Here is a 6,729-nt window from a genome sequence, read left to right on the forward strand (position 1 = left end):
CCACCACCCGCACCCCGTCGGACCCGAACTCGGCGAGCCCGGCGACAAGATGAGCGCGGTCGGCGGTCATCCGCAGGGCCCCCGCCTCCGCCTCCGCCACCCCCCGCGCGGACACGCACACCTCCGCCGCGGCCAGCGCGGGCGTGGACACCGGCCACAACGGCTGCGCCCGCTCCAGCTCCACGATCGTCTCCGGCGCCGCCAGCACGTACCCGATCCGCAGCCCCGCGAGCCCCCACGTCTTCGTCAGGCTCCGCAGCACCACAAGCCCGGGCACGTCCGTACGCCCGGCCAGCGCCTCCCGCTCACCGGGCACCGCGTCCATGAAGGCCTCGTCGACCACCAACGTCCGCCAGGGACGGGCAAGCCGGGCGATGGTGCCCGCCGGATGCAGCACCGACGTAGGGTTCGTCGGATTGCCGATCACCACCAGATCGGCGTCCTCGGGCACGAGCCCCGCGTCCAGCCGGAACCCGTCCTCCGCCCGCAGCAGCACCCGGTCCACACTGTGCCCGGCATCCCGCAGAGCCGCCTCAGGCTCGGTGAACTGCGGGTGCACGACGACCGGTCGCCGTACCTTCAGGGCGCGCGCCAGCAGCACGAACGCCTCCGCGGCCCCGGCGGTGAGCAGCACCCGCTCCACCGGCAGCCCGTGCCGTGCCGCGACCGCCGCCCGCGCGGCCCGCCCGTCGGGGTAGGCCGCGAGTCCGCCGAGCGACCCGGCGATGTGCTCGCGCAGCCAGGCCGGCGGAGCGTCGGCCCGGACGTTCACGGCGAGGTCGACCAACTTCGCGCCGTCGTCGCGCACTTCGGCGTCCCCGTGGTGCCGAAGATCGTGCCCGTCGATGTGCCCGTCGATGTGCTCATCAACGTGCCCGTCCATGTGCCCGCCGGTGTCCCCACCCGTCTCCCCGCCGGTCTCCCCGTCAGTGCGCATGGGAGTGCGAGTGCCCGTGTGTGTGGTGTCCATGGTGGTGACCGTCGTGGTCGCCGTCGTCGTCCGGGTGGAAGTGGGGCTGCTGGGGCGCCCCGACCTTGTCCTCGAAGCCGGGCAGCGCGATCCGGTACACGCACGAGTCGCAGTTCATCCGCAGATCCCCGCCCACGGCCTCCCGGTACCGCTCCATCACCAGATCGAGCAACTCCGGCTCCGGACCGATGACTTCGGCGGACCGTACCTCGACCTCCGGGTGCGCGGCGGCCCAGCCCTCCGTCTGCTGCCGCACCCGGTCCGGGAGGATCCCGGTGAACAGGAAGTAGGGCAGGACGACGATCCGCCGGGCACCCAGTTTCACGCACCGGTCCAGCCCCGACGGGACGTCCGGCACCGCCAGCGAGACGAACGCCGTCTCCACACCGGCGTACCCGCGCCCCTCCCACAGCAGCCGCGCCGCCTTGAGCACCTCGGCGTTGGCGTCCGGGTCGGTGGAACCGCGCCCGACCAGCAGCACGGTCACATCGGCCCGGTCGGCGGGCGTACGCGCCCCGCTGCCGCCCAGGGCCTCGTCCAGCCGTCGCTCCAGCACCGCCAGCAGCGCCGGATGCGGGCCCAGCGGACGCCCGTACGTGTACGAGATCCCCGGGTGCCGTTCCTTCTCACGGGCCAGCGCCGCCGGGATGTCCCCCTTGGCGTGCCCGGCGGACACCAGCATCAGCGGAACGGCGGCGAACCTGCGTACCCCCCGCTCCACCAGCTCGGTCACGGCGTCGCCCAGCGGCGGCGGCGACAGCTCGATGAAGCCGCCCGCGACGGGCAGTTCGGGGTTACGGCGGCCCAACTCCCGTACGAAGTCACGGAACGCCTCGGCCCCGGCCTCGTCCCGGGTGCCGTGGCCGGCGATGAGCAGGGCGGGCGGCGGGGTGGTCACGATGTCTCCTCGGACGATGAAGCGGGATGGAAATGACGGGTGTTGAGGGGAGTGGAGGCGGTCGCGGCAGCGGCAGCGGCAGCGGGCTGAGGGACTGGACGGCGGATGGTGCTCACCGCGCCGTCTCCTGCCAGCGATAGCCGCGAGGCGTGACCATCCGGCCCGCGATGTTCCGGGTCGCGGTGTTGCCGACGGTCACGACCGTCATCATGTCGACGGTCGCCGGGTCGAGCCCGGCCAGCGTCGTGACACGGCTGGACTCGTCGGGCCGCGACGCGTTCCGTACGACACCCACGGGCGTCGTCGGCTCCCGGTGCTCGGCGAGAATGGCGAGCGCCTTGGGCAGTTGCCAGTCACGGCCCCGGCTGCGCGGGTTGTAGAACGTCACGACGATGTCCGCCTCGGCCGCCGCCCGCACCCGCCGCTCGATGATCTCCCAGGGCGTGTGCAGGTCGGAGAGGCTGATGGACACATGGTCGTGGCCGAGCGGGGCGCCGAGAATCGCGCCGGCGGCGAGCGCGGCCGTGACTCCGGGCACTCCGACCACGTCGATGTCGTCGGACGCCTCGGCGAGCGCGGGTGACGCCATCGCGTACACGCCCGCGTCCCCGCTGCCGATCAGCGCGACCGCCTGCCCCTTACGGGCCTCGGCGACCGCTGTCCGCGCCCGTTCCTCCTCGGCCCCGAGCCCCGACTCCAGGATCCGGGTACCGGGCCGCAGCAGATCACGGATCTGGTCCACGTACTGATCGAGCCCGACGAGCACCGACGCCCGCCGCAACTCCGCCTCGGCACGCGGCGTCAGCAGATCCCGCGCCCCCGGCCCGAGCCCCACGACCGCGAGCCGCCCGCGCCCCGGCCGCCGGACGACGGCACAGGTCGCCATGGCCGGCGCCCCGTCCGCACGCACCGACTTCCGCTTGGGTACGAGGAGTTCGCCCCCGCCGACCAGCGCGGCGGCCTCCGCCACGGAGGGCGTACCGACGGCGGCGAGCGGAGCGGCGGAGGGGTTCGGCACCTCGACCCCGGCCAACTCGTCGGCGGAGTACGTCCGTACAGGCACCCCGAGCCGCTCGGCGGCCCCGGTGATCCCGGGCTCGCCCGCCTTCGCGTCCACGGTGGCCAGCGCGGCGACGGAGGCCACGGAGAGCCCCGCGTCCGCCAACGCGCCCTCGATCAGCGCGAGTACCTCGTCGACCGGTGCCCCCTTCGAGGCACCCACACCGACGACGAGCGACGGAGGCCGCAACACGACCTCACCCGCACCGGCGATGTCGATCAGCCGATCGGTGACCCGGATCGTCGGCCCGCCACCCGGCACCGCACTCCCCACGTTGGCGGGCAGCGCCGGCAGCGGCCAGCTCGACTCCAGCTCCAGCGCGACGGGTTCACCGTCGAGGAGCGCACGCGAGACCCCAGCGACATCGCCCTCCACGGGCAGCCCGAGGGTGTCCAGCCCGGGTACGCCCACAGCGTCCGTCGCGGTGGTCACCACCGGCTCCGCACCCAGCAACTTGCCTACCGCACGGGCGAGTTCATTGGCCCCGCCGCCGTGCCCGCCGACCAGCGACACGGCGAACCGCCCGCCCTCGTCGACACACACCACACCGGGATCGGACGCCTTGTCGGACAGCAGCGGCGCCACCAGCCGTACGACCGCCCCTGTGGCCAGGAAGCACACGAGCTGCGAACACTCCCCGAACGCGCGCCGGACGGCGTCGGCGACCGGCCCCTCGTACACACGCGTACGGTCGGGCCAGGCGGCGGCGAGCCGATCACGCGCCGCCGCGCCCGCCGCCGTCGCGGAAATCAGGCCGATCACAGTGCGACTCCTTCTGTTCCTGCTCTACCTGTACTACGTCTGGCTGTGTGAGCCGATATGGCGGTGATCACGTGCTCGCCCCCCGCTCGCGCAGCGCCTTGCGGGCGGCCGGGTCGGCCTTGCGGAAGCCGTGGAAGTGGCCGGGGTGGTAGAGGTGCGAGCGGGTGCCGCTGGCGTCGAGGGCCGGGCCGATCAGGAACAAGGTGTGCTTCCACAGCTTGTGCTCCTTGACCGTCTCCTCCAGCGTCTTGATCGTGCACCGCACGACCAGCTCCTCGGGCCAGGTCGCCTGATAGGCGATCACGACCGCTGTGGACGCCGGATAGCCGCCCTCCAGCAGCTCCCGGACCAGCTGCCCGCTGCGCGCGGCGGACAGGAAGATCGCCATGGTGGTCCCGTGCCGGGCGAACTCGCGCACTTCCTCCCCCGGAGGCATCGGCGTCTTGCCGCCGCCCAGCCGGGTCAGGATCACGGACTGCGCGACCTCGGGAATGGTCAGCTCGCGCTGGGCGAGGGCGGCGACCGCCGAGAAGGACGAGACACCGGGGACGATCTCGGTCTCGATCCCGATCTCGGCACACCGGTCGACCTGCTCCTGGGTGCCGCCCCACAGCGCGGGATCGCCGGAGTGGATCCGGGCCACGCGCAGGCCCTCGCGCACGGCACGCTCGTACACGGCGACGACGTCCTCCAGCGACATCGTCGCCGAGTCGAGGATCTCCGCCCCCTCACGCGCATGTTCGAGAACCGCCTCCTGCACGAGGCTGGCCGCCCAGATCACGACATCGGCGTCGGCGATGGCGCGGGCGGCGCGGAAGGTGAGCAGATCGGCGGCGCCGGGGCCGGCACCGACGAACGTCACCTTGCCGGTGGGAGCGTCAGTGGAAACGTCGGCCGTGGGAGCCATGGGGCGAGATCCTCTCGTACGAATGCGAAAAGCGGAATGCGGAATAGGGAAAGCGGTGAGTGCGGAATACGGAGAATGTCAGCAAGTGTCCGGGTGGGCGTGAAGGCGAAGGTGCGCGAAGGCCGGTTGATCGGATAGCAAGAGCACATGGCGGTCTTCGTCGCGCTCGGCGCGTTCCTCATGACGCTGGCCGGCGGCTGGACGGCACTGCGTGTGACCGACCGCCGCCACCTCGTCCTCGGTCTGGCCGGCGGCCTGATGCTGGGCGTGGTCGGCCTCGACCTGCTGCCGGAGGCACTGCGCGCGGCGGGCGGCGAGGTGTTCGGCGTACCGGCCGCGCTGCTGCTGTTCGTCGCCGGATTTCTGCTGGCCCATCTGGTGGAACGGCTGCTCGCGGTACGGCAGGCCGCGCACGGCGCCGCGACCGGAACCGGCGGGCACGCGGGGCACGACGGCCGGGCGCCCCAGGTGGGCCTGACGGCCGCCGCGGCCATGGTCGGCCACAGCGCGATGGACGGCGTCGCGATCGGCGCCGCCTTCCAGGTCGGCGGCGGCATGGGCCTCGCGGTCGCGCTCGCCGTCATCGCACACGACTTCGCCGACGGCTTCAACACGTACACGATCACAAGCCTGTACGGGAACGCCCGCCGCAAGGCCCTGGCCATGCTGTTCGCCGACGCGGCGGCACCGGTCGTGGGCGCGGCCTCGACCCTGTTCTTCACGATCCCCGAACAGGTGCTCGGCAGCTATCTCGGCCTCTTCGGCGGTGTGCTGCTCTACCTCGCCGCCGCCGAGATCCTCCCCGAGGCCCACCACGAACACCCCGCCCACTCGACGGTGCTGTGCACGATCGCGGGAGTGGCGTTCATCTGGCTGGTGGTGGGCCTGTCGGGCTGAGCCCGGACGGGGACGGCCGAGGCGCCGGCTCACAACTTGCCACCCCGCCCGCCGTCGCGTGGCGCGGGCGCGATGAGGGTGGAGAGGTACGGGAGCGGCGCGCCGTCGAGTTCGCCGGCGGGCCGGATGGACTCCTCCGCCAGCCCCAGCGCCGACCCCCACACCGCGTCGCCGATCCGCCCGCTCTCCCGCAGCGCCTCGGCGACCTCCTGGGCCTGCCGCCCGAACTTGTACGCCACGACAGTGCCCGGCCCCTTGAGAGCCTCCTTGAGCACGGCGGCTCCCGCCGTCACGGGCACGAGCGTCAGCGGCTCGGTGCCCTCCGTGAGTACGGCCCCCGACCGCGCGGCGAGATCCTGCATCGCGGTGATACCGGGCACGGTCTCGACGACGACGGACGGCACCAGCTCCCCGATCGTGTGAGCGAGATAGGTGAACGTCGAGTACACATTCGGATCCCCGATGGTCGCGAAGGCGACGACGGAATGCGCGGCCAGCAACTCGGCGACCCGGGCACCGGCGGCATCCCACGCCTCCTCACGCCGCGCCCGATCGGTCCGCTCGTTGAGCGCGAAAACGACCCGAACGATCTTCTCCGCGCCCACATAGTGCAGCACGGTGGCCTCGGCCCGCCCCCGCTCACCGGTGTCCATCACGGGTACGACGACCACATCGGCGGCACGCAACGCGTTGACGCCCTTGACGGTCACCAGCTCCGGATCACCCGGCCCGACCCCCACACCGACAAGCCTGCTGCTGCTCACCTTGCTCATGACGTACGGCACCTCTCCACGAACCGACGGGCTACACCGGGCGCGGACGCCCAGTGCGTGTGCAGATAACTGGCGTGCACACCACGCTGTACAAACCCCTCGACCCGCCGGACCGGAGTACGCACACCCCAGGCCGGGTCCGCCCCCGCCCCGGGCTCCACGACGGTCCGATGAAACTCGTGCCCGCGCATCCGGGTACCGGCCACCGCGAGCGAACTGTCACTCACGGCCACGGCGTCCCGGTACCCGAGGGTGAGCCGCTCGCTCATCCGGGCATCGGCGTCGAGCACCCCGCACATCGGCAGCCCGTCCAACTCCCGGCACAGGTACAGCAGCCCGGCACACTCGGCGGCAATGGGCGCACCGCTCTCGGCGAGGGCGGCGACGGACTTACGCAGCGGCTCGTTGGCGGACAACTCACCACCGAACACCTCGGGAAACCCGCCCCCGATGACCAGCCCC

General features: G+C 72.6%; 6 protein-coding genes and 1 pseudogene. 1 reads left to right on the plus strand and 6 read right to left on the minus strand.

All coding sequences use genetic code 11. The features are described 5' to 3' along the window. The 4 genes from cobC to cobM all read right to left on the minus strand — a co-directional run. Window positions 1-883 (minus strand): Rv2231c family histidinol phosphate aminotransferase CobC (gene cobC, locus AOK08_RS35865; protein ID WP_055533829.1); only part of this gene is annotated, 883 nt, incomplete at its 3' end. A 43-nt stretch (window positions 884-926) separates the two neighbouring features. Then, window positions 927-1,868 carry a sirohydrochlorin chelatase gene (locus AOK08_RS35870; protein ID WP_055533819.1) on the minus strand — a complete coding sequence of 314 codons (942 nt, stop codon included), beginning with the start codon at window positions 1,866-1,868 and terminating at the stop codon, window positions 927-929. 112 nt (window positions 1,869-1,980) lie between these two features. Continuing rightward, window positions 1,981-3,690, minus strand: coding sequence for a precorrin-3B C(17)-methyltransferase (cobJ, locus tag AOK08_RS35875; protein ID WP_055533821.1), 1,710 nt, complete (start codon window positions 3,688-3,690; stop codon window positions 1,981-1,983). Window positions 3,691-3,757: 67 nt separating this feature from the next. Further along, window positions 3,758-4,597 (minus strand): precorrin-4 C(11)-methyltransferase, encoded by an 840-nt coding sequence (gene cobM / locus AOK08_RS35880; protein ID WP_055533823.1) that lies wholly within the window; start codon window positions 4,595-4,597, stop codon window positions 3,758-3,760. Between the two features lie 147 nt (window positions 4,598-4,744). On the opposite strand from cobM, the gene AOK08_RS35885 reads away from it, so the two are divergent. Then, on the plus strand, window positions 4,745-5,494 hold the full coding sequence (locus AOK08_RS35885; RefSeq protein WP_055533825.1) for a ZIP family metal transporter: 750 nt from the start codon (window positions 4,745-4,747) through the stop codon (window positions 5,492-5,494). Between the two features lie 29 nt (window positions 5,495-5,523). Here AOK08_RS35885 and cobI read toward each other — a convergent pair whose 3' ends face one another. Together cobI and AOK08_RS35895 are read right to left on the minus strand one after the other, a co-directional pair. Then, on the minus strand, window positions 5,524-6,267 hold the full coding sequence (gene cobI, locus AOK08_RS35890; protein WP_055533827.1) for a precorrin-2 C(20)-methyltransferase: 744 nt from the start codon (window positions 6,265-6,267) through the stop codon (window positions 5,524-5,526). Next, window positions 6,264-6,729 (minus strand): annotated as a pseudogene (locus AOK08_RS35895) (cobyrinate a,c-diamide synthase); the annotation flags it as partial. The pseudogene AOK08_RS35895 and the gene cobI, both read right to left, overlap by 4 nt.

This window comes from Streptomyces graminilatus, from assembly GCF_001418565.1.
In the GTDB taxonomy this organism is placed as follows: Bacteria; Actinomycetota; Actinomycetes; order Streptomycetales; family Streptomycetaceae; genus Streptomyces; species Streptomyces graminilatus.